This window comes from Sphingobacterium sp. UGAL515B_05, assembly GCF_033097525.1.
Classification (GTDB): Bacteria; Bacteroidota; Bacteroidia; order Sphingobacteriales; family Sphingobacteriaceae; genus Sphingobacterium.
This window is the reverse complement of the sequence record NZ_CP109907.1, coordinates 4,117,578-4,140,947: the sequence shown is the minus strand read 5'-3', so window position 1 is coordinate 4,140,947 and position 23,370 is coordinate 4,117,578. Positions and strand designations below refer to the sequence as shown.

The window sequence follows — 23,370 nt, the reverse complement described above, 5'->3', positions numbered from 1 at the left end:
CTTTCAAAGTAGCCAACGCCAAAACACGCAATTAATTTTTCACTATTTTGAACTATCCACAACTGCATTAATTGTCTTCTGCATCTGCGCCATCATACTTGTCAGCGTTTCCATTGTCGGCTCTGGAGTAGGCTCAGGCAACTGCGTACTGATAAAAGCCTTTGCTTTCCATACCTCAAGAATATCTGCAGTCTCCACCCAATAAGGCTCATAGGTCTTATTGTCGGAAACAAGCTTCAAACCTTTATCCTCTTTAAATTTAAAAGCGATACGTTTATAAACCACTCCATCCTCCTTAGAAACCACAACATAGGTACTCCCAGGCTTAATATCATGCCAATTCTCCACATACTCCGCTACGATAATGGATCCTGAAGGTAATGGCAACATAGAGTCGCCCTTTATTTCAAAAGCACGAAATGTTCCCTGACCAAACATAGGAAGTGAAAATTTAGGCAATTCAGCGACATATTCCGGATCTCCATACCCATTTAAATACCCCGCACTTGCCTTAACCGGAACGAGTTCGATATTCTCACGATCAACCGCATCCACCGTCACACTAAGCACCCTTAAATTAGATGCATTGCTTTTGGGAACCGGCTTCCATTTTTCATCAATAACATCATTTGCCAACTCATCCATAGTCAAACCATAGAATTCAGCAATCTTCTTCAGCAACTCATATTTAGGCTCAGCCCTATCTTCTTCGTACGCACCCACCGACGCACGTTTAATTTCCATAATATCAGCAAATTGTTGCTGCGTAATTTTTTTTCCTTTTCGAAGGAACTTTAGATTGGACGAAATATTTGACATATTATTTTTTCAAAAAAATATTTTGCAAAAACTAATTTTATTAGTAATATTGTGCCAATAAAATTAGTAAATATATTTTAAACGTCCAAATAATTTAGCATTATGAATAATTTTATTGTATATATATTAACAGACAGCAATCGTAAACACTTTGAAATTGGGCTTAGTTCCAACATATTCAGCAAAGTATTGGAATTGGAGCAATCTAATAGCTTTATTTTCAACCAAGGCCCAAGGTTAAATCGGATAATCTACACAGAAGCTTTTACTAGCTTGGAGATAGCCAACAAAAAAATAAACGAACTGCAGCATTTCACAACTATGCAGATTGAAAGGCTCATCCGTAAATCCAACCCAAACTGGAACAACCTTTTCCCACAGCAACACCACGCTTTCACCAAAAGAGACTCCCACTACGCCGCTTAGCATAAAAAAAGCCACCTTAGTAAACTAGGCGGCCATCTTATATTTTTAATTATAAATCTTTAAGCGTTGTATTTAATTTCGGCTACTATCCTTCTCCGAGGGTAATAATCCTTCATACTGAACACTGTTATCTCCGCCTTCAGTATGGTTACGCTCAACATGATTTTCTTCAGCGCCTTCTTCCTGTGGCCCTATTAATCCTTCATCAGCGGGCTCATCTACCTGCGTAGAATCACTCTGCTCTGGCTCTGGATCGCTATAGCGGGGAGTTTCGCATTTGTAAGATTTTGTAATTTCGACAGTCGGGCTAGGAAACTTACCTTGCGTATACCCCAACTGCTTATCTTTATATACTGACTCCATGTATACGCCAAATATCGGCAATGCTGTACGGGAACCTTCTCCCGAATGGGAATTTTTAAAGTGAATACTCCGCTCGTCACAACCAACCCATACACCTGTGACCAAATCTTTCGTCACCCCCATATACCAACCATCCACATATTCAGACGAAGTACCTGTCTTTCCTCCAATTTCATTTTCCTTATCAAACAAGTCCCACTCCCACAATCCCTGAGAGGTACCCCCAGGTTCTTCCATGCCACCACGAAGCATATAGGTCATCAACCAGGCATCTTGCTTATCCACAACTTGTTTACGTTCCGCCTGAAAGGTCGCAATCACATTACCGTCATGATCTTCGATCTTAGACACCAATAAAGGAGTAACACGCTCGCCATGATTCATCATTGTTGAGTACCCATTCACCATCTCAAATACAGAAACATCATTTGGTCCCAAACCCACCGAGGCAACTGGATTTAATTTACTCGTAATACCACAACGATGCGCTGCATCGACTACTTTCGCAGGCGTAACCATATCAGTCAATTGTACCGTTACTGAATTAATTGAACGCGCCATTGCGTGACGCAAAGACATTTCACGATAGGAAAAGTTCCAGTCTGCATTTTTAGGCTCCCATATCTCCACAGAATCCCCTTTATCAATCTTGATTGTAACAGGTTTATCTGTAATCTTGTCACACGGAGACATCCCCGACTCCAAAGCAGCCAGGTATACAAAGGGTTTAAATGTAGAACCAGCCTGTCTCTTCGCCTGCATCACGTGATCATACTTAAAATATTGATGGTTTATACCACCCACCCACGCTTTAATTTCACCCGAATATGGATCCATAGACATCATTCCCGCATTTAGCATCATAGCATAATACTTCAAAGAATCCATTGTGGACATATCTTTTTCGATCTTACTACCATCCCTCCAATTATAGACTTCGATCTTCTTCTTTTTATTCAAGAAGTAATTGATGCTATCCGGGGTATTTGCATATTTTTTGCTTAAAAAAGCATAATAAGGAGTTTTCTTTGCCAAATTATCCAAAAAGTTCGGAATAACCTTACCTGATAAATCGCGCCAAGGCTCCTGTCCTTCCCAGGTATTATTTAGACGTTGCTGCAATTCGACCATTTGTTTCGCCACAGCCTCTTCAGCATGTTTTTGAAGCTTAGAATTTATCGTGGTGTAAATTTTCAAACCGTCTGTATAGATATCGTAATTATTATCCTCAGACCATTTCTCCAACCACTTAGCAACAGCAGCACGCAAGTAAGAATCTCCCCCAGCATTCAGGTCTTGACTATTCGTATTCAAAACAATCTTCTCTTTAACCAGACGATCATATTCCTCTTTTTTCAAAAAACCGCCTTTATACATCTGGCTTAAAACCGTGTTTTTCCGCACAAAAGCATTTTCGGGATTGCGAATAGGGTTATATAAGGTCGTACCTTTTAACATTCCGATCAAAACAGCAGCTTCATTTTGATTCAATTGATTAGCCCCCTTTGAAAAATAGCGCTTTGCAGCAGTCTCAATACCATACGCATTGTTACTAAAGGATACTGTATTTAAATACATTTCCAATATCTGATTTTTGGAATAGCGTTGTTCCAATTTATAAGCCGTCATCCACTCCTTGAACTTTGTCACCACCAAGCCCGCGACAGGAAGACGTGTCAACAAACCGCCTGCCTTATTATAACGTGTACGATAAAGATTTTTAGCTAATTGTTGCGTAATGGTACTCGCGCCACGCTTATCTCCTTTTAATGTAGAGATAATACCGGACCCAAGTCCGAAAAAATCAACACCATTATGACTATAAAAACGAACATCCTCAGTTGCGATCAACGCATTCGTCACTGACTTCGGAATACTATCAAATGGAATTGGATTCCTATCCTCATCAAAATACCGCCCGATTAAAACACTGTCTGCGGTATATAACTCCGTTGAAATATTAACACTTGGCATAACAATATCCTTTTTTGTCGGAGAATAACCGAAAAGCCACAAAAAATTCAATTGTATAGCACAAACCAATATAATGATAAAATATATTGCTATAACGAGATAACGAAGAATCCTATTCTTAATACGTTTAAACATAAATGGAAATTTATCTTATATTCAACACATCCGACAAGCAAAAGGTTTTATGCCCATCAAATATGCCTCTATATCTATTTTCAGGGGCTAAATATACAACTAAATAAATCGCTGTAATCAACTATTTACATTTTTTAACAATAAAAAACAGACCATAATCAACTGTAAAATATGACATGGTTCCAAAGGATTGATTTTGAAAATTACCACGACAATTAAATAGCAAAGGGGATGTCTGGGAAAACAAGCCGAATCTACTCTTTTTTATAAATTTGGCTTCGCGTTCCACAAATATTATACCCATTTTTCATTTATTATCGATTTTATTTTAAAATAATAATGATATTTGTTTAAATTTAGATGTAAAAAAGTCAACTATTAGCATGTTAAAACAAACATTACAACAAAAGCTATTACAGAAATTGTCGCCGCAACAAATCCAATTTATAAAATTGTTGCAGGTTCCGACGGTTTCATTAGATGCTAGAATCAAGGAAGAATTAGAAGAAAATCCTGCGTTAGAAGATGGTAGCTTGACGAATATGACGGATCCTATAGAAGAATATCCCGATAAAGATCCAGATGATAATTTTGACAATGAAGATGGGTTCGACTCTGAAGACTTTAGTTTAGAAGACTATATTCAGGAAGATGATTTCAAAGATTACGGCAGTGGCTATGACTATGGAGACGACGATGATGACCGGAAAGAAATGCCTGTTGCTATTCAGCACTCTTTTTACGAGCAGTTACAACAACAATTAGACCTTTTGGCGTTAGATGACAAACATTTTTTAATTGGCCAACAAATTATTGGCAGTTTAGATGATGACGGTTATTTGCGGCGTCCGATTATCAATCTTGTCGACGATCTCGCTTTTGGTCAAAATGTAATGACTGATGAGCAGGAAGTACTTGACATGCTAAAAGTAATTCAAGATTTTGAACCTGCTGGGATTGGAGCGCGGGATTTGCAAGAGTGTCTGTTAATCCAGTTACAGAAAAAGGACACACAAAATCCTACAATCAAACTTGCGATTAAAGTTGTGGCAAATTACCTTGAAGAGTTCACGAAAAAGCATTATGATAAATTAGAAAAATCCTTAGGCGTTTCATCGGAGGATTTGAAAAATGTTGTCAACGAGATCCTAAAACTTAATCCAAAACCAGGAGACTCCGGCGCTGTCGCTGGCAAACAACTTCATATTATCCCGGATTTCCATATCAGTAATAATGATGGCACATTACATCTGACGTTAAATGGCCGAAATGCACCCGAGCTCCGTATAAGTCGTGATTACCAGCATATGTTTGAACATTACGAGAAATCTGATCAAAAGGATAAAAAAATGAAAGAGGCCGTACAATTCGTCAAACAGAAACTCGACTCAGCCAAATGGTTTATTGATGCGATAAAACAACGTCAGCAAACCTTACTCAAAACGATGAATGCAATCATGGAATACCAATATGATTATTTCCTTACCGGTGATGATCGAAAATTAAAACCCATGATATTGAAAGACATCGCTGATAAAATCGATATGGATATATCTACTGTGTCTCGGGTAGCAAATTCAAAATATGTACAAACAGAGTTTGGAACCTTTCTCCTAAAATCATTTTTCTCCGAAGCCATTCAAACAGATTCTGGCGAAGAAGTATCCAATAAAGAGGTTAAGAAAATATTAGAAGAGTGCATCTCAAAAGAAAATAAACGGAAACCCTTGGCTGACGAAAAACTAACTGAGATCCTAAAAGAAAAAGGCTACAATATTGCGCGGCGAACGGTAGCAAAATATCGGGAAGCATTGAATATTCCTGTAGCAAGATTACGAAAAGAGCTCTAAGAGCTCTTTTTGTTTTTCCCACAGACCAAATCCAAATTAAGAATAGTATCTTTGTGCTGTATTAAAATAAGCATTAAAGAATGAGCAAAGTAAAAGTTGGAGTTGTACAGATGAGCTGTACCGCAAGCAAACAAGAGAATCTCGAAAAAGCTATCGCTAAAGTAAAAGAAGCCGCTGCAAAAGGTGCGCAAATTGTGTGTCTGCAAGAACTATTTACCTCTTTATATTTCTGCGATGTGGAAGATTACGACAATTTCGCACTGGCTGAATCCATTCCCGGCCCATCAACGGACGCCCTATCGGCTGTTGCTAAAGAAGCAGGCGTCGTAATTATCGCTTCATTATTTGAAAAAAGAGCAGAAGGACTGTATCATAATACAACTGCTGTATTAGATGCAGATGGTTCCTACTTAGGGAAATATCGCAAAATGCACATTCCAGATGACCCTGCATTTTATGAAAAATTCTATTTTACCCCAGGAGATTTAGGCTACAAGGTATTCAAAACAAAATTTGGAAGAATAGGCATTTTAATTTGCTGGGATCAATGGTACCCTGAAGCATCTCGAATTACCGCATTGATGGGTGCAGAAATCTTATTCTACCCTACAGCTATTGGATGGGCAACAGATCAAGATGAAGAAACCAACAAAGATCAATACAATGCGTGGCAAACAATACAACGCTCCCATGCTGTTGCAAATGGCGTCCCTGTGGTATCTGTTAACCGCGTCGGATTTGAACAGGATGGTGCGATGAAATTCTGGGGTGGAAGCTTCGTAACAAATGGACAAGGAAAACTGCTTTACCTCGCTTCCCACGACAAGGAGGAAATTGAGGTTGTCGAATTGGACTTAAATGAATCGGATTATTTCAGAAAACATTGGCCATTTTTGAGAGACCGAAGAATCGAAACATACGCACCTATCACCAAACGTTTTATTGACGAAGACTAATATTGAATATTCTAGCCATTTCAGTTTCGAACGCACACAACTGTGCTGAAACGAACTGAAATGGCTTTTTTTAATCCCATTAAAATAAGTATGGAACAAAAAAAGACATTCACACAGGACTATTTTGACAATTCCCCGAAACAACAGGGCTTCTCATTTCCCGCAGAATGGGCAAAGCAAGAAGCCTTATGGTTGAGCTGGCCACATAAAGAGGAATCCTGGCCTGGGAAGATCGAAACAATATACAAACCCTATTGCGAATTTATTAAAGTCGTAGCAACCGGGCAAAAAGTAAGGATTAACGTCGCTAACGAGGAAATGCAAAATTTTGCTATTACCGCGCTCAAAGAAGTGACAACCGATTTTAGCAATATCGAATTCTATTTTAATCCGACAAACGATGCTTGGTGTAGAGACCACGGTCCCGCTTTTATAATTAACCAAGCAACAAATCAAAAAGCAGTTGTCGACTGGGGGTATAATGCCTGGGGTGGAAAATACCCGCCTTTCGATTTAGACGATGTCGTACCAACACGCATTGCCAAAGAATTTAATCTCCCTTTATTCACCCCTGATATCGTCATGGAGGGCGGTTCCGTTGAGTTTAATGGTGCAGGAACTATTATGACTACAACAGCTTGCCTACTGAATGAAAACCGAAATCCACACCTGACAAAAGAACAAATAGAAACCTATTTGAAAGAATTTTATGGTCAGGAACAAGTTTTATGGCTTGGAGACGGTATCGTTGGAGACGATACAGATGGGCATATTGATGACATCACACGTTTCGTCAACGAAAACACAGTTTTAACGGTTGTTGAGGAAGATCCGACAGATGAAAACTACGAAATACTTCAAGAAAATCTAGCAACGCTTCGTTCATTTAGACTCCTAAATGGAGAGCCTCTGCATGTCATTGAGCTCCCAATGCCAGCTCCTGTTATCTATGACGACACAAGGCTACCGGCATCTTATGCTAATTTCTACATTGCAAACGATGTTGTTGTTGTACCGATCTTCAACGATAAAAATGACCAAAGAGCACTGGATATCATCCAAGGCTGTTTCCCTACACGTAAAGTCATAGGAATAAATTCCGTCGACATTATTTGGGGGCTGGGAAGTTTCCACTGTTTAAGCCAGCAAGAGCCGGCACTGAGCTAAAAAAACTATCCATAAATAAAATGTCCCCAAAGAGTTAAAAACTCTTTTGGGGACATTTTTTATGATAAAAATAAGCAGCTCCGCTTTGATTTTTAATTAAGCCGTGTTAAACAACAATAACATTTACCCCAGCTTTTTCTAACGATTCCACAAAGCTTGTATTTACTTTATCATCGGTAATTAATATATCAATTTTATCAAAACCACAAATCCGCCCGAAGCTTCGCCGTCCGAATTTAGACGAATCTGCTAGTACGACAACCTTTTGAGCCGTATCGATCATAATGCGATTTAATTGTGCCTCCTGCGCACTTGACGTTGACACACCATATTCTAGGTCAATACCGTCCACACCCAAAAATAATTTACTGCAATAAAAATCCTGCAATAAATTTTCCGCATACTTTCCAGTTACCGATGTTGAAGTCTTGCGAAGCGTTCCGCCCATCTGCATGATTTCAACCGAAGGATATTTGATCAATTCCATCGCAACATTCAATGCCGAAGTTACGACAGTGATATTTCCTTTAGGAGTGATCTGCTTTGCCAGCGACTGCATAGTCGTTCCTGAAGCGATAATGATTGAATCATTTTCCTCAATCATTTCAGCCGCTTTTTTTCCGATCCGACTTTTATCGTCCGAACGAAGCTTCTCTTTTTCAAATACTGTACGGTCAGTCGTATAAGGATTATATTGTGTTGCCCCGCCATGCGTTCTAAACAACAATCCACTATCTTCCAACAAGGTCAAATCTTTCCGAATGGTTACAGAGGAAACGCCCAATTCCTCACATAGATCAATTACCTGAACTACGCCGACCTCCTTTAATTGTTTTAAGATATATTGATGTCTTTCTACATTTGTCATGGCTCTATTTCTAATAAGCTGTTAAAATACTAAATCTATTATCGGTTTGTTTAAAGGAATATGTCGATATCTTGAAAAAATCCATCGATATCAATAAATTTCAACAAATATGACTTTCTACTTAAATTTTCCTTCGTAGAATTGATGTTAAAATAATGAAATTATTTAATTTTTTCACGCTGACAATCATAAATTCATTTTTCTTTTTAAAATAAAAATGAATTAAAATTGCAAAGGATCAGGCAGGACAAATTGATAATCAAGTTCCTCTAGAAGTAATTTTCCGCTAACTATTTTTTGAGTTGCATCCGCCGCTTCGAACGCAAGAGGTAAAGCATAGCCATATTTTTTTGCCGATGCCAGAATAACATCCATTTTCTTAGGGTGTAAGGGAGCAACAACATTATAAACCCTATATCTAAGCGCGCGGCAAGATGCCTCCTCCAATAACCTGACCACATCGTCGATATGAACAAAATTAGCCGGCTGCTCACCGGTCGTACAGATACGCTCAGAAAAATATTTGGCAAAAACACGATTTTTTCCAAACAAACCTCCCAGACGATAAATGAGTGTATCAGCCAATCCCAACATACTTGCTTCAGCAAGCAAAAGTTTTGATGAAAGTAAGGTTGTATCTGCATAGGATTCATCAAATACGCCATCTTTATCCGGATAAATACCAATAGAGCTTAAGAAAACATGTTTACTCCATGTAATGTGACCAAAAAACAAGCTGATATTCGAAAATCTATTTTCAAGGATCGCTACACTATTTTTCTGACTTGCAGGTATACTGTTCAATACGAAGTCAAAGTGAGTAGGTATGTCACTCATCTCAGGAAAACTTTCCTTATCAAAATCCAGGATAAACGAAAAAATACCATCAGCATTAAGCCGATGGTATTTTTCATATGTTCTCGTACTTGCCCAGACCTCATGACCTCGGTGCTTCATATATATCGCAAAAGACTCTGCGAGCCAGCCACATCCTAAAATGAGTACCCTCATAGGACAAAACGATTAATAGGCTTTTGCAAACAGTACACGGCGTTTAGAAGGCTTTCCAGTAAAGATACAAATACCATCCTCTTCCTTCGCATCCAAAGGAATACAGCGGATTGTCGCCTTAGTTTCTTCTTTTACACGTTTCTCCGTTTCGGTTGTTCCGTCCCAATGACAGGAAATAAACCCACCTTTACCTTCCAACACTTCTTTAAACTCATCATAAGAATTCACCTCAGTGTAATGAGAGGTTCTGAAATCTAATGCTTTTTGGTATATATTTTCTTGTATGGTATCTAGCAACTGTACAATCGTACCAGCCAGTCCCTCCTGAGCAACCGTCTCCTTCGTTTGGGTATCACGACGCGCCAATTCAACAGTACCATTTTGCATATCTCTTGCTCCAACAGCCACACGAACAGGAACGCCCTTTAATTCCCACTCTGCAAATTTAAAGCCCGGACGCTGAGTATCCCGATCGTCATATTTCACCGAGATATCTTTCCCCCTCAATTCATTTGTTAACTGATTCACAAATACATCAATTTGTGCTTTTTCTTCTTCAGTCTTAAAAATTGGAACTATGACAACCTGAATTGGAGCCAATTTTGGTGGTAATACCAATCCTTGGTCATCCGAGTGCGCCATAATCAATGCCCCCATCAGACGAGTAGAAACACCCCAGGAAGTTGCCCACACATGCTCCAACTTACCTTCTTTAGAGGTAAATTTTACGTCAAATGCTTTTGCGAAATTTTGGCCAAGAAAATGCGACGTCCCTGCTTGCAGTGCTTTTCCATCTTGCATCAAAGCCTCGATACAATAGGTATCCAACGCTCCCGCAAAACGTTCGTTTTCGGTTTTTCTACCACGTACGACAGGCACTGCCAAAATATTTTCAGCAAATTCGGCATAGACATCAAGCATACGCTCAGTTTCGGCAATAGCCTCTTCACTTGTTGCATGCGCCGTATGCCCTTCTTGCCATAAAAACTCAGCTGTACGTAAGAAAAGACGTGTCCGCATTTCCCAACGTACAACGTTCGCCCATTGATTGACCAAAATTGGGAGGTCACGATAAGATTCAATCCATCCACGATAGGTATTCCATATAATCGTTTCCGAAGTCGGGCGTACGATCAACTCTTCCTCCAACTTCGCCTCTTCATCCACTACGATCTTACCTGTACCGTCGTTTTTTAATCGATAATGTGTTACCACCGCACATTCGGTAGCAAAACCTTCCACATGCGCCGCCTCTTTAGAAAAAAACGACTTGGGAATGAATAAAGGGAAATAAGCGTTGCTATGACCTGTTTCTTTAAATCTCTTATCTAAGATTGCCTGCATCCTTTCCCAGATAGCGTATCCGTATGGTTTGATCACCATACAGCCTCGTACAGCTGAATTTTCAGCTAGATCAGCTTTAATCACAAGCTCGTTATACCATTGTGAATAATCTTCAGCACGACTTGTTATTCCTTTACTCATATGAAATTGATAAATTATTGTAACATTATTACGTTAAATCTCGTCTGTAATTCTAATACGAAAAGCGTTCAATAAAAAATATTTGTATTTTTGATTACTTCGATTAAACCCCCTTGAGAAATTTGCGTCTAAGATAGTAAATAAGGCTGTATAATCGAAAATAACGATTTAGGATATTATGAAAAAAAATAGATTATTTATCGGAGCACTTGCCATAACAGGAGCGTTCATGCTGGGTTCCTGCGGTACGAGTAGGCAAATCTATGGCGACGATGTCTATGGCAATAACGGGCAAGCGAGACAAAAAGTTTACCAAAGCCCAGACTATTATTACACAGATGTAGATCAGTCCCAACCAAATGGACAGGCACAAGGCGGTTACTATGATGATGAGTATTCTGATCAGGATTACAACAGTGATTCCTATGAAGATCTTGAATATGCCAATCGTATCAACCGTTTCTATTACGCTAGTCCGGGCATGACGTATTTCGACCCATTTTTTGATCCATGGTATGGTTATGGTTTCGGCGGTTGGTACGGATACGGCCCATCGTTCGGAATGGGATGGGGATGGAACTCTGGATGGGGTTCATCTTGGTCTATCGGCCTCGGATGGGGATGGGGTTCTAGCTGGGGCTGGGGATCTCCATGGTATGGCGGTTACAGACCTTGGGGTGGCTGGTACGGCGGTGGCTACTGGGGATCTGGTTGGTATGGAAACGGCTACTGGGGTGGTGGTTACTGGGGTAACTCAAGACCACGTTATGCTTCGAATAGGTCTGTATACAGAGACAACTATAACACACGTAGTTCATCATCAAGATCCCGCACAGCAGGAGGATATGACCGTAATGGTGTTGCCCGAAATTCTGGGGGGTACGATCGTACTGGGGTAGCTCGCGATTCAAGAGGCCGCATTACCTCTGTTTCCAACAGGTCAAGAACTTCTGACGGTTCTGTAACACGGGGTTCTTCTTATGATCGATCAAACGGTAGAACAAGAACATCGGATGGTGTATCGAATAGAGCTTATTCAGACGGTACACGTTCAAGAACATCGGACAGAGTCAATGGTTCTTATCCAAACAACACACGTAGCACCTCTAGTGGATATTATAATAATGATTCCAGATCACGAAACAGCTCAGGTGAGGTATCTCGTCCGATGAGCCGTTCGATGGAAACACGTTCCAGCAACCCAAGCTCAACGTCGAGACCATCATATACTCCACCAACAAGAAGCTATGATAGTGGTTCATCATCCCGCTCCAGTGGTGGTTTCTCTGGAGGTGGTAGTTCTAGATCTTCGGGAGGAGGCTTCTCTGGAGGCGGTAGCTCAAGATCAGGTGGAGGACGTACTCGATAGTTAAAAGCATTTTAAATAGTAGCATACAATTTCTTGTATGCTACTAATTTAGTATTGACGACATTTTAGCATATGACAATCAAAAAATTACTTTTTGGAACTGCATTCATTTTAGGTGCAGCAGGGACTACTCAAGCGCAATATACGAAAGATGTACTTTTATTTTCCCAAGGGGACAATGGCGGAACAGCTCGTTTTAAAGCCATGGGAAATGCATCTACCGCATTAGGTGGAGATATTAGTTCAATTACGAGTAACCCTGCAGGTTTGGGCTACTTCAATCAGTCTGATATATCCGTAACAGCCAGATACCTTAACAATAAAAATAAAACAGACTATTTCGGTCAGAATTCGAACAGCAGTAAGAATAATTTCAATTTAGACAATGCCGGAATTGTTTTTCACCTGCCGACTTACCGCAATGGTGGCAACCTCGATCGAGGCTGGTTAAATTTCAACGTCGGTATCGCCTATAACAGAAACTATGTATATGATAACCGTCTAGAATATAGAGGAGTGAATACAGACAATTCCATTACCCATTCCTTTGCCGATCGTTTAGCAACTGAAGGCAATGCCGGAGGTTGGGGACAGGATTTCTATCAAAATTCATTTATGGTTGATGACGACCCAAATAATTCAAAGGATTTCTATCCGATTGCCATCGGTAAAAAGATGGGATCATATCCTGGGAACGAACAAGTCAATTCTATTTATGAAAAAGGCAGTAAATCGGAATCTGTATTGTCTTTTGGAGCAAATTATAGCAACAAGCTTTACTTAGGTGCATCCCTAGGTTTCACCAGCTTCCACTATAATACGTCTAACGTATTCACTGAATATGGTCAAACAATGACCGAAGCACAATTAAAGGATTACAATAGCAAGTCTGTGTTTTTAAACCCAAAAAACCCTGAGTATCAATATCTCGACAACGATTACGAGCTATTTGAAACCTATAATCAGATTACGGATGGCACAGGAATTGATTTTAAATTAGGTATGATCTATAAGTTTACGCCTACTTTTAGTATGGGGTTCACTGCCAAGTCACCGACCTTTATGAATATCAAGGATGATTCCGAAAATTATACTAAAATTAATTACTTTTTGCCCAATGCAAATGAAGCCCGTGCTCAATTCGTAACAAACGACAAAATAGGTAATAGTTCATGGGAATATAACATGAATACTCCCTACCGCCTTTCCTTAGGGGCTAGCCAATTATTTTCAAAAGGTTTGATTACAGCCGATGTGGAGTGGGTAGATTATGCTGCGATTCGCTATAAAGATGCTGGCGGTTACAACCAAATGCAAGAAGATAGAATGAATCAAAGTATCAAAAATACTTACCAAGGTGCAATTAATGCAAGAATCGGTGGTGAAGTTCTATTAAATAATGTATTTAGTGGAAGAGCCGGTTTCAACTACAAAGGTAATCCTTACAAAAATGCTGATTATACAGACTATACAGCTTCACTAGGTGTTGGAGCTAAACTTGGTCGCGGTATGTACATCGATTTAACAGGTGCTTATAATGCCGTAAATTTTAAAGAAAGCCCATATATTATTGATGAGGCTCACTGGAAATCATCCAGCCCACTAGCAGATATCAAAAATCAAAGAACGAGTGTCATTTTGACCATCGGTTCCAAGTTTTAATTATTTAAAAGAACGTCCAGCAAGCCTGGACGTTCTCCGTTTATCACAGTCAGCCAGATCAAGGCGAATGATAAAAACCAATATCTGAAGATCACGTCGCCAAAATTCCCTTCCCATATTGAAAAATTCTGCTTAAACCGACTTATCTCATAATTATACTTGTATGTAAAGCCAACTTTATCTAAGTTTGTCCCCTTGGATTGAAAATTACATGGCAAATCACACAATTTCAAAAGCATTCAATTTCATTTTTACATACCCCATTTGGCGGATAGAAATCGATGCGGAGAATAAATTGATCGCTGTGGAGACCAGAAACCCAGACGATACCCTGCCCTATTTTAATGTAGTCACTTTTGAAGGAACTTACGTATTACAAGACTTCAAGGCAATAGCCAAAGAGTGGGTTCTAGCTGGAATTCAATGCAAAAGATTAATACTTAAGAAGATTGCCAATAATTCACCTATCGACGCAGGCATACAGGTAATCGATTGCTACAATCCACAACTTCAAGAAACCTGGTTCAACTACATATTCATCGGTATAGTTGACCAGGGTGTGCTTATTAGACCAAAAGTAATAGCAGAAGGCTTCCAGTTATTTTTGAACCTCCAATCGATGTCGATTGAAAGCAAAAATGAAATTCCCTTTAAACCTTATGCCAGCGCGCTCGTCTATCCTATTATCTACAATGGTGAAATTCCCCTTTTTTTAAAGGACTTCCCAATTGATGGTGAAATCTGGATAAATACGGTGAATGACTACTTTATTTGGGCTTTCTATGAAAAAGACAGAAACAATCGTTATCAAATCAGGCTAGTGCAATCCACAAGAGAAAAATTGACAGAGTCTATTATTGCAGTTTCCGAGCTGGAACTAAAGCTCTTCAACATTTATTTTCTTATTCACGAACAAATATTCCTTTTGACAGATAATAAACGGGAGTTTGTTTCGTATTTAGTATAATTGCAAAATATATGAAAGTTTTATTCGAATTAAAAACATATAAAAAGATAGCTATTCTATCCATCGCGATATTAGCTATCCAACAAGTTGAAGCAAAGAATTCAACCTCTTTACGTACTGATTTTATCCCTGATTCAGTAGGAACTGAAGCTATCAATGGTGAAGAATACGTGTTGTTCAAAATTGAAAAAGGCGACAATTATTACCAGTTAAGTAAAAAGTATAAAACAACGGTGGGCCAATTGACCCAAATAAATGGTAATGGAACATTAAGCCTGGGGCAAATTGTGAAGATTCCGACAGGTCGAAAAGCGAAATCAACAGTAAGCAACGACCGTGGAAATACGACAGTGCAAAACCCGCGTAATCCGCAACAGCAAGAAGGTTTTACGGAGTATATCGTTGGAGAGAAAGAGACACTTTATGCCATATCTAAAAGATTCAGTATTTCTGTTGAAGATATTAAAAAAGCAAACAACTTAAAAAATAACGTTATTGGCGGTGGAATGAAGCTCATGATCCCCAATCAGCCCCTACCTCCAGAACGACCAAAATTAGTTGAACCTAAAGGAATCGAAATTGTAACGCCTGATTCGACAGACGTTGACGATAAAGAAGAAAATCAAATTTCAACAAACCGCTACGGAATACGCGAAAAGTCCGAACGTGGTATTGGTGTGTGGATTGATGGACTTTCATCCCAGGGTACAAGCAACCTTGCTCTTCATAAGAGCGCTCCAGTAGGTACTATTCTAAAAATTACCAACCCAATGACCAAAAGTGTTACTTACGCAAAAGTGGTCGGTAAATTTAATGATAATGCCGAAAACCAAAATGCAATTGTTGTGTTGTCAAAGTCTGCTGCCGCAAGCATAGGCGCACTTGATAAACGCTTCCAGGTCGAAATTGCGTATGGATTACCGCTAGAAAATTAACAGAATAAAATAGCTTTTATAGCATAGTAAGAATGAATAACAAACCGTATGTCATAGGTATTGCCGGAAGTAGTGGCTCTGGAAAGACTTTTTTTTTAAATAGTTTTTTAAAACATTTTAAGCCTAATGAGGTAACCTTAATTTCCCAAGATGATTATTACATCCCTGCAAATACTAAAACCCAGGAGGAAAATAGGCTGTATAACTTCGATATTCCGACATCAATCGACAGAGATGCTTTTTATAAAGATATCAAGGCACTCTTTAACGGTGAGACAATACATAAAGAAGAGTATACATTTAACAACCCGGCATTAACCCCCAAGATACTAGAGATTAAACCGGCACCCATTTTAATTATTGAGGGCCTATTCATTTTCTATTATACGGAAATTAATAATTTAATCAATCATAAGATATTTTTAAGCGCAGATCAGGATATCGCATTAAGACGACGTCTACACCGTGATCTGGTTGAACGTGGCTACTTTGAAGATGATGTTATGTACAAATGGGTAAACCATGTGCTGCCTTCCTACAACGAATTCCTACTTCCCTACCGGGATACTTGCGATCAGGTTATATTTAATAATACCGATGAACCAGAACCAATCTGGGATATCACCAACCAAATTTCTGAAGAGCTAAAATTAAAGCTCAATTTGGTATAAAATTAAAACAATGTAGAAAGGAGAATCTCGTAAACAGATTCTCCTTTCTATTTAAAGTACTTGATTTATTGGTATCAAGATTTTAAATACCTATCTTTGCGCCACGAAACAAATCCATCATAATGAACCATCCTGTAAAGATTAAAAATGCATTGGTTTCAGTCTATTATAAAGACGGCCTTGCTCCTTTAGTTGAATTATTAAACAAATACGGTGTTACTTTCTATTCCACTGGCGGAACAGAAACATTTATCAAAGATTTAGGGATAGATGTTGTTCCAGTTGAAGACCTCACCAGCTACCCTTCTATTTTAGGAGGGCGTGTAAAAACATTGCATCCAAAAGTATTTGGCGGTATTTTGGCGCGTCGCCCACTTGAGTCGGATCAACAACAGCTTGCTCAGTATGAAATACCTGAGATCGATTTGGTTATTGTGGATTTGTACCCTTTTGAAGAAACTGTTGCTTCCGGTGCATCGGAAAAAGATATTATCGAGAAAATAGATATCGGTGGAATTTCATTGATCCGCGCTGCCGCTAAAAACTTTAACGATGTCGTTATTATCTCATCCAAAAATGATTACAAAGAATTGGAGGAAATACTAGCAAACCAAGAAGGTAATACCTCATTGGAACAACGTAAAGAATTTGCTAAACGTGCATTCAATACATCCTCGCATTACGATACAGCAATCTTCAACTATTTCAATCAAGAAAATCCGCTTCAGGTTTTTAAACAATCTGAGCAAAAAGCGCAGGTGTTGCGCTACGGTGAAAACCCACACCAAAAAGGTGTTTTCTTCGGCGATTTAGATAAGATGTTTGATAAATTAAACGGTAAAGAGTTATCTTACAACAATTTGGTTGACGTTGATGCTGCCGTTGCTTTGATTGATGAGTTCACAGAACCTACATTCGCGATCTTAAAACATACGAATGCTTGTGGAGTTGCCTCCCGTTCAACAATCAAACAAGCTTGGTTAGATGCTTTAGCATGTGATCCTGTTTCAGCTTTCGGTGGAGTTTTAATAACGAATGGCCAAGTTGATGCTGCAACAGCTGAAGAGATCAATAAATTATTCTTCGAGGTGTTGATTGCACCTTCTTATTCTGAAGAAGCGATCGCTATACTTACCGCAAAGAAAAACAGAATTATTTTGGTTCGTAAAGAGGTTACATTGCCAGTACAACAGTTCAAAACTCTATTGAACGGCGTCATTCTTCAAGATAAAGACAATACGATTGAAGGACCTGAACAAATGGTTACAGTAACACAAGTACAGCCAACTGCAGAACAACTGGAGGATCTTTATTTTGCGAACAAAATTGTAAAACACACCAAGTCAAATACAATCGTATTTGCTAAAAATGGCACTTTGTTAGCTTCAGGTGTAGGGCAAACTTCACGTGTAGATGCATTGAAACAAGCTATTGAGAAGGCCATTTCTTTCGGTTTTGACCTTAAAGGCTGTGCGATGGCATCGGATGCCTTCTTCCCTTTCCCTGATTGTGTGGAAATTGCTTCAGAAGCTGGTATCGCGGCGGTATTGCAACCCGGTGGTTCAATCAAAGATCAATTGTCAATTGATATGGCCAATGAAAAAGGAATCTCCATGGTAACAACGGGTGTTAGACACTTTAAGCACTAGTTGAACTTCAATAATAAATAAAAAAAGCTACTTTAGAAAAGTAGCTTTTTTTATTTATCTCGCTTCTACAGGAAACTTTGAACGCTTATACTGTTCCATCTCCGCGCTAAGTTTGCGAATCGCATAACCAACAATAGCCACATCATCGATCCACCCGCCCACGAGAATAAAATCAGGAATCGCATCAATCGGCGAAACCACATAAAGTATCGTTCCAATAATAATCGATAAATTCCATCTATCCATTTTATACTTCCCCGTAATTGTGTCCTTACACATTGCAATTAATACGTTGAAGTCGTCCATATAGCTCCCTAGATTCCTCGCTTTTGCCTCCGCCTGTACAAATTCAGATTCCGTAATTTTACGATGCCTAAACTGCTCAAACATTCCCTTCGCAATTCTTTTGATTCTATTGTTCATACCTCAAAATTAGGATTACTAGTTTAACAATCCAAATCCTCGCGCTAAACAAAACTCGGGTCAAAATCGAATTGTAAATCGCAACATGAGCAAATTCTTTCCCTCAGACTGATTAAATTTTGTCTAGGAACCATATTCATCTGCCGCCGATCCGATTAACCACCATCTTCAAAAATTGGCTTGCAAAGGCTATCGGAATAAAAAACGACGTCTGAACATAGATTTTTATTATTTTTACAAATCGCTGTAGCAAAGTGTGCGTCTTCTCCGTATAATAGACAACACAAGCGCAACGTGTGTCACAAAAAAATAGATTTTAATATTACACGGTTATGAAAAACTATAGATTATTCAATTTTATTGCTATTGCTTTAGCGGCACTCTTTTTAACAAGCTGCCTAAAAGATAATGATGATCAGCCAATTCCCGGTGCATTGTTTACCATGGTCAATGGCTACAGTGATGCCAATGCAGTCATCTATTATGCGGACGGAGGCTCACTTCAAAACCCCAGCTATCCATTGGGATTTAAGAGTTATACTCAAATCGGTTTATTTACAGGAGCACGTAAAATAGCAGTTTCCGCAGAATATAACAAAATCTTGACGGATACAACAATAACGGTCAAAGATAGTACAATATATACGTCCTTTTTATTTGGATCAAAGTCTAAACCAGTGCAGGTGGTCACGACAGATCGGATCAATAAAGACATCAAAAATACAGAATCTGGGTTACGCTTCTTTAATTTTGCGGAAGGTACAGATTTGGTTAGCCTTAAAATAGGGGATTTGACCTCTCCAACAGAATGGACAAATAGAGCAAAAGAAACACAAAATTCAGCAAGTGCACATCAGGGCTTTATCGCTCAAAAAAGCGGCACATTCACTGTTACGGCACGTGATAAAGCAGGAAAAACAATTGCTACACGTAGCGACATTAAATTGGTTGAAGGCTATTATTATTCATTGATCCTTATCGGCAAAGCCAATGATGAAAATAAACCACTATATATTGGTCTAGTAGCCCAAGCCGCAAATTAAAATACCCATATCTATATACGTTATAAAAACGGCCGTCATGTAAACATGATGGCCGTTATTCTTTACTTTATACTAAACTTTAGCTGTTAATGATTCCCTTTAGCTGCTACTTTAGTAACCACATAAATATCTTCATTGTCTTTTTTCATCTTATATTTCTCCCGGGCGATACGTTGCACTTCTTGCGGATTTGATCGAATATCATTAATTGTTTTAATGATAGCCGCATTTTCTTTCAGATAGAAAGATCGTTCACTTTCCAGATTTGCTTTCTGCTTTTGATAACTGTACTGCGTGGCAAAGTCATTTCGATCAAAAAATAACATCCACACGAGAAAAGCCAAAGCGGCTAACAAATACTTATTTCTTATTAAAGACCACAATCGTTGCATAAGACAAAAATACTATTTAGCTTTTATACTTAGGATATTTTCTTCAAAAGTTGAACATCTTTAATTAAAGATATGGAATAATATGTTCAAAGTCATCATATAACTAGAATAATCTTATCTTTAACAGTTCAAAAACGATCATTCCAATGAAATATTCATCGTTAAGACGAAACGCAGTTTTAACGATAAAAAGATATTCCAAATGATCATTAAAGAATAAATCGTTGACATATGAAATACTATCTTATTGCAGGTGAAACTTCAGGGGACTTACATGGTGCCAATCTTATTAAAGCATTAAAAATTGAAGACCCCAATGCGACTTTCCAAATAGTCGGGGGAAATCTGATGCAAGCAGAGGCCGAAAAAAATACATTGATACATACTTCAGAAATGGCTTTTATGGGCTTTATAGAAGTTTTAAAAAATCTGCCAAAGATATCTAGGAATCTCAAACTTGTTAAAAATGATCTATTAAAAGAAAAACCAGACACCGTCATTCTGATCGATTTCCCGGGGTTCAACTTGAAAATCGCTGATTTTGCAAAAAAACACGGAATCAAAACCTGCTATTATATTTCCCCAAAAGTGTGGGCCTGGAATCAAGGTCGTGTAAAGAAAATAAAACGGATTGTCGACCATATGTTTTGTATCTTGCCATTCGAGGTAGATTTTTATAAGAAATGGCGCATGCCCGTTGATTACGTTGGAAACCCGCTTTTGGATGCGATTTCAACCTATAATTTCAATCCCCAATTTAGAGCACAAAATGGATTATCAGAAAAACCCATGATCGCGCTGTTACCGGGAAGCCGGGAAATGGAAATTTCCAAGCTTCTCCCTATCATGGCCGAACTTCCGTTTTTCTTTCCTGTTCATCAATTTGTCATCGCCGGTGCTCCCAATTTTGACGAAGCCTATTACAAGCAGTTTTTTAAAGGCATCGACATTCCCGTGATCTTCGATCAAACCTACGATATTCTCCATAACGCAGAAGCCGCAGTCGTTACAAGTGGGACGGCTACTCTTGAAACAGGTATTCTGAAGGTACCTCAGGTTGTCGTTTATAAGGCTAACCAACTATCTGTATGGATAGCCAAATTAGTCATCAAGGTTAAATTTATCTCTCTAGTGAATCTAATTAATAATTTCCTATCAGTGAGGGAATTGATTCAAGACGACTGCACGCCATACGATATTTCCTATGAAGTAGGTGAACTTATCAATAATAAAGCCCATCGTGCAAGTGTGATGGAAAACTACGATATTCTGGCAGAAAAACTAGGTTCTCCCGGCGCATCTGAGAAAACGGCCAAATTAATTGTAAAATATCTCGCTAAAATTTAAACTCTTTGACCTTTTATTTGTCAAACTACTAGTTAGTTACAATTAATTAAAAGTTTTATGAAATTTAAATTTATTCTAGGCTTTTTTCTTTGCTTTGCAATGACCTTCACTGGGAAAGCACAAGAAACACAACATATTTCTAAACTGGAAATTGGCAAAAAGGCAAAAAAAAATATCGATAATAGAGACTCAACCGTCGTCATGCACATCGATACTTTAATCATGAAAGACAATGCTACCCTTTCGTTCTATGGTAAGAAAAATGTCAAGCTAACGATTGGTTATGCTGAAATTGGAAATAAGGCAACCATCTATGGAACCGATGGAAAGAATAACGGTGCCAACTTTGACATCAATGCTAATTTTCAAAAATTAGGTTCCCTTTATATTATTGCAAAAGGAGATGACGCTTTTAATGGCACGAAAACCTTTCCAAATGGGAACGGAGGAAAAATTAAAGTCACTTTAACAGATGGCAGTCTCAAACCTCAAACAACCAACAAAAAGGCTGTGAACTATATTTATGGAGACGTAGCTGCAGGTGGACGAGCTGTCAATGCAAACACAGACTTGAGAAACATCTATGATCGGATTAAAACCGCTCCCACTGGATTAAGAGGATTGCCGCAAGGACAAATTTATTCGGGCAGCCCCGGAACTGAAGGTTCATTTGAACTAATTTCAACACAAAAGTAATCTTCTTAAGATCCTAAAAAAGCCGTATTATTTTTTGTAATACGGCTTTTTTAGGATTTCATATGCTAATTACATCCTTTTCTCTTAAGCTCATAAGCTAATACCAATCGCGTCATCCGATCGTACCGTGCTATTCCTTCCTGTTGATTGTTATGTTTCAGGTATTGATTATAAAACAATCCCATCACATCGTCGACCCAACCCGTATATTCACGCCAAAACTGCTTTTCTTTTTCCAAGTCTTTCAATACATTTACACTTAATTTTCCTTTATAATCTTTTCCCAAATCGGGGTACATACCCTGCAGCTCACGTAACATATAAAGCGTCGTCTGAAGGTAAGCCGAGTACCGGTAAAAAGATTGGGGATGCTGCTGTAAACGAACAAAAGCAATAAAATTCGCCTCATCTTCAAAACCGATTCCCTGTTGGTGGGCAAGTTCATGCACCGTAGTAAAAGGTAGAAAAGTTACCGGCATGGCTTTATTAACCTGCGCTTCATGGGTAAAAGGATTAAAATAGCCCGATACACCAAAAAAGGAAACTATCTTACTATTTATTGGCGATTTTGCCTTAATTAGTCTCCTTGATAAAAACGCTGCAAAAGCTGTATCCCGTTGCACCCATTGATTCAAATCCTCTTGAATAGCTTCTTTACTCCCTTCCCAATGCGATGGATCCACATGTTCACGCAACGTATTTGTGCTGTCCAAAAATCCATTTAGAACCACAAGATAATCAGCAAGTTTTAAACTATCAACCTCTAAATGGGCATTTGCACTGATTGGCTTCCGATAGTAATTTAAACCCCACGATAAGTAAAAGAAAAAATAGACCCCCAATAACAAATTGATAACGAGCAAAACCGAACGAAAAGAATTTTTCCATCTTCTCTTCCATAAATTTCCAATCAATTTGACAACTAAATAGATTAGAAAAGCAACAACTACGACATAAAATAGATCGCCAAGACTAAAGGGAATATAACCCAAAATAAATCTCGGCACATGGCTATAGAAACGGTAAAACCCACGCGCATAAAATACCTCAATCCATTGGCTATTTTTCTCGATCAGGGAAAAGAGAAAAATTCCAATCAGAAGTAACACCAGCGTAAAAACAGCTATCTTATCGCGCTTTTCCATTCAAATAAACTATAAAA

21 protein-coding genes are annotated in these 23,370 nt (G+C 38.6%); 13 read left to right on the top strand and 8 right to left on the bottom strand.

Annotation, left to right across the window (positions count from 1 at the left end; translation table 11 throughout):
- Positions 1-42: 42 nt before the first annotated feature.
- Entirely contained in the window at positions 43-819 is a 777-nt protein-coding gene (locus OK025_RS16810; RefSeq protein ID WP_317665513.1) for a LexA family transcriptional regulator, read from the bottom strand.
- 102 nt (positions 820-921) lie between these two features.
- Between OK025_RS16810 and OK025_RS16805 the strand changes: the two genes are divergently transcribed.
- Positions 922-1,245 carry a hypothetical protein gene (locus tag OK025_RS16805; protein ID WP_317665512.1) on the top strand — a complete coding sequence of 108 codons (324 nt, stop codon included), beginning with the start codon at positions 922-924 and terminating at the stop codon, positions 1,243-1,245.
- A gap of 72 nt (positions 1,246-1,317) precedes the next feature.
- On the opposite strand, the gene OK025_RS16800 is transcribed toward OK025_RS16805, so the two are convergent.
- The gene (locus tag OK025_RS16800) at positions 1,318-3,582 is read right to left on the bottom strand and encodes a penicillin-binding protein 1A (RefSeq protein ID WP_317665511.1); all 2,265 of its coding nucleotides are present in this window, start codon (positions 3,580-3,582) and stop codon (positions 1,318-1,320) included.
- Positions 3,583-4,100: 518 nt separating this feature from the next.
- On the opposite strand from OK025_RS16800, the gene rpoN reads away from it, so the two are divergent.
- From rpoN to OK025_RS16785, 3 genes are all read left to right on the top strand, one after another.
- Entirely contained in the window at positions 4,101-5,567 is a 1,467-nt protein-coding gene (rpoN, locus tag OK025_RS16795) for an RNA polymerase factor sigma-54 (protein WP_286779665.1), read from the top strand.
- Between the two features lie 80 nt (positions 5,568-5,647).
- Positions 5,648-6,523: a carbon-nitrogen hydrolase gene (locus OK025_RS16790; protein WP_286779664.1), complete on the top strand. Its 876-nt coding sequence runs from the start codon at positions 5,648-5,650 to the stop codon at positions 6,521-6,523.
- Between the two features lie 90 nt (positions 6,524-6,613).
- Complete coding sequence (locus OK025_RS16785; protein WP_317665510.1) at positions 6,614-7,690, top strand: agmatine deiminase family protein; 1,077 nt, start codon at positions 6,614-6,616, stop codon at positions 7,688-7,690.
- Positions 7,691-7,796: 106 nt separating this feature from the next.
- Here the strand turns inward: OK025_RS16785 and agaR are convergent, their stop codons facing one another.
- The 3 genes from agaR to proS all read right to left on the bottom strand — a co-directional run bounded on the left by agaR (position 7,797) and on the right by proS (position 11,054).
- Positions 7,797-8,558, bottom strand: coding sequence for a transcriptional repressor AgaR (gene agaR, locus OK025_RS16780; protein ID WP_317665509.1), 762 nt, complete (start codon positions 8,556-8,558; stop codon positions 7,797-7,799).
- A gap of 222 nt (positions 8,559-8,780) precedes the next feature.
- On the bottom strand, positions 8,781-9,569 hold the full coding sequence (locus OK025_RS16775) for a GDP-L-fucose synthase (protein ID WP_317665508.1): 789 nt from the start codon (positions 9,567-9,569) through the stop codon (positions 8,781-8,783).
- Positions 9,570-9,581: 12 nt separating this feature from the next.
- Positions 9,582-11,054, bottom strand: a complete 1,473-nt coding sequence (proS, locus tag OK025_RS16770) for a proline--tRNA ligase (protein WP_317665507.1) — start codon at positions 11,052-11,054, stop codon at positions 9,582-9,584.
- Positions 11,055-11,232: 178 nt separating this feature from the next.
- Here proS and OK025_RS16765 point away from each other — a divergent pair, with 178 nt between their 5' ends.
- The 6 genes from OK025_RS16765 (at position 11,233) to purH (ending at position 18,307) form a co-directional block, all read left to right on the top strand.
- Positions 11,233-12,423: a hypothetical protein gene (locus OK025_RS16765; protein ID WP_317665506.1), complete on the top strand. Its 1,191-nt coding sequence runs from the start codon at positions 11,233-11,235 to the stop codon at positions 12,421-12,423.
- A 72-nt stretch (positions 12,424-12,495) separates the two neighbouring features.
- A complete protein-coding gene (locus OK025_RS16760; protein ID WP_317665505.1) occupies positions 12,496-14,085 on the top strand; it encodes a hypothetical protein in 1,590 nt (529 codons plus the stop codon).
- Between the two features lie 211 nt (positions 14,086-14,296).
- On the top strand, positions 14,297-15,052 hold the full coding sequence (locus OK025_RS16755) for a hypothetical protein (protein ID WP_317665504.1): 756 nt from the start codon (positions 14,297-14,299) through the stop codon (positions 15,050-15,052).
- 11 nt (positions 15,053-15,063) lie between these two features.
- Positions 15,064-15,987 carry a LysM peptidoglycan-binding domain-containing protein gene (locus OK025_RS16750; protein WP_317665503.1) on the top strand — a complete coding sequence of 308 codons (924 nt, stop codon included), beginning with the start codon at positions 15,064-15,066 and terminating at the stop codon, positions 15,985-15,987.
- A gap of 32 nt (positions 15,988-16,019) precedes the next feature.
- Positions 16,020-16,658, top strand: a complete 639-nt coding sequence (locus tag OK025_RS16745; protein WP_248931986.1) for a uridine kinase — start codon at positions 16,020-16,022, stop codon at positions 16,656-16,658.
- A gap of 122 nt (positions 16,659-16,780) precedes the next feature.
- Positions 16,781-18,307, top strand: coding sequence for a bifunctional phosphoribosylaminoimidazolecarboxamide formyltransferase/IMP cyclohydrolase (gene purH, locus OK025_RS16740; protein ID WP_317665501.1), 1,527 nt, complete (start codon positions 16,781-16,783; stop codon positions 18,305-18,307).
- Between the two features lie 54 nt (positions 18,308-18,361).
- On the opposite strand, the gene OK025_RS16735 is transcribed toward purH, so the two are convergent.
- Positions 18,362-18,730 (bottom strand): YkvA family protein, encoded by a 369-nt coding sequence (locus tag OK025_RS16735; RefSeq protein ID WP_317665499.1) that lies wholly within the window; start codon positions 18,728-18,730, stop codon positions 18,362-18,364.
- 332 nt (positions 18,731-19,062) lie between these two features.
- On the opposite strand from OK025_RS16735, the gene OK025_RS16730 reads away from it, so the two are divergent.
- Positions 19,063-19,773, top strand: a complete 711-nt coding sequence (locus OK025_RS16730) for a DUF4397 domain-containing protein (RefSeq protein WP_317665497.1) — start codon at positions 19,063-19,065, stop codon at positions 19,771-19,773.
- Between the two features lie 86 nt (positions 19,774-19,859).
- On the opposite strand, the gene OK025_RS16725 is transcribed toward OK025_RS16730, so the two are convergent.
- Positions 19,860-20,165: an FtsB family cell division protein gene (locus OK025_RS16725; RefSeq protein ID WP_317665495.1), complete on the bottom strand. Its 306-nt coding sequence runs from the start codon at positions 20,163-20,165 to the stop codon at positions 19,860-19,862.
- 231 nt (positions 20,166-20,396) lie between these two features.
- Between OK025_RS16725 and lpxB the strand changes: the two genes are divergently transcribed.
- The gene (gene lpxB, locus OK025_RS16720) at positions 20,397-21,512 is read left to right on the top strand and encodes a lipid-A-disaccharide synthase (RefSeq protein ID WP_317665493.1); all 1,116 of its coding nucleotides are present in this window, start codon (positions 20,397-20,399) and stop codon (positions 21,510-21,512) included.
- Between the two features lie 57 nt (positions 21,513-21,569).
- Positions 21,570-22,208, top strand: a complete 639-nt coding sequence (locus OK025_RS16715; RefSeq protein WP_317665491.1) for a hypothetical protein — start codon at positions 21,570-21,572, stop codon at positions 22,206-22,208.
- 65 nt (positions 22,209-22,273) lie between these two features.
- On the opposite strand, the gene OK025_RS16710 is transcribed toward OK025_RS16715, so the two are convergent.
- Positions 22,274-23,353 carry a DUF3810 domain-containing protein gene (locus OK025_RS16710; RefSeq protein WP_317665489.1) on the bottom strand — a complete coding sequence of 360 codons (1,080 nt, stop codon included), beginning with the start codon at positions 23,351-23,353 and terminating at the stop codon, positions 22,274-22,276.
- Positions 23,354-23,370 lie beyond the last annotated feature (17 nt).